Annotated in this window: 1 pseudogene; it reads right to left on the bottom strand. The window is 74.7% G+C overall.

Annotated features, from left to right (window positions below):
* Positions 1 to 479 (bottom strand): annotated as a pseudogene (locus ACWJ6R_RS37965) (RNA-guided endonuclease InsQ/TnpB family protein); the annotation flags it as partial.

Genomic DNA, 479 nt, shown 5'->3' with positions numbered 1-479 from the left:
ACCCGCCCCATGATCGCTCCCAGGGCGCGCACCACCCGCCTGCGCCGACCCGAGCCCTTCGTCGCGCGGGCCAGCCGCCGCTGCAGGCGCAGGTACCGTTCGGTCTCGCCGGGCGTCAGGTAGCCCTGCGAGGTCGCCCGCTCGGCTTTGCCCTCCTTCGGCGGCTCGGGGCAGGACACGCCGGTGGCGGTGGCGTGGCGGCGGTCGAAGAACTCCCCGTCGGAGGTGACGGCGGCGGTGATCACGCCCCGGTCCACCCCGACCGCCGTCTCGGGGCGGGCATGGACCTGCGGGGTGCACCGCCCGTCCTCGACGAGGAACGCGATGAACCAGTGCGCGCCGTCACGCGAGACGGTCGCCGACTTCACGGTCCCGCCCAGGGGCCGCGACAGCCGAAAGCGCACCCAGCCGATCTTCGGCAGGAACACCCGCGCCCACCGGCGGTTGATCGCCTGGACCGGGAGGTGCTTGGGGGTGGG

The organism is Planomonospora algeriensis (assembly GCF_977012225.1).
Note: the sequence above shows the minus strand (reverse complement) of the source record. Positions and strands in the feature narration are given on the sequence as shown.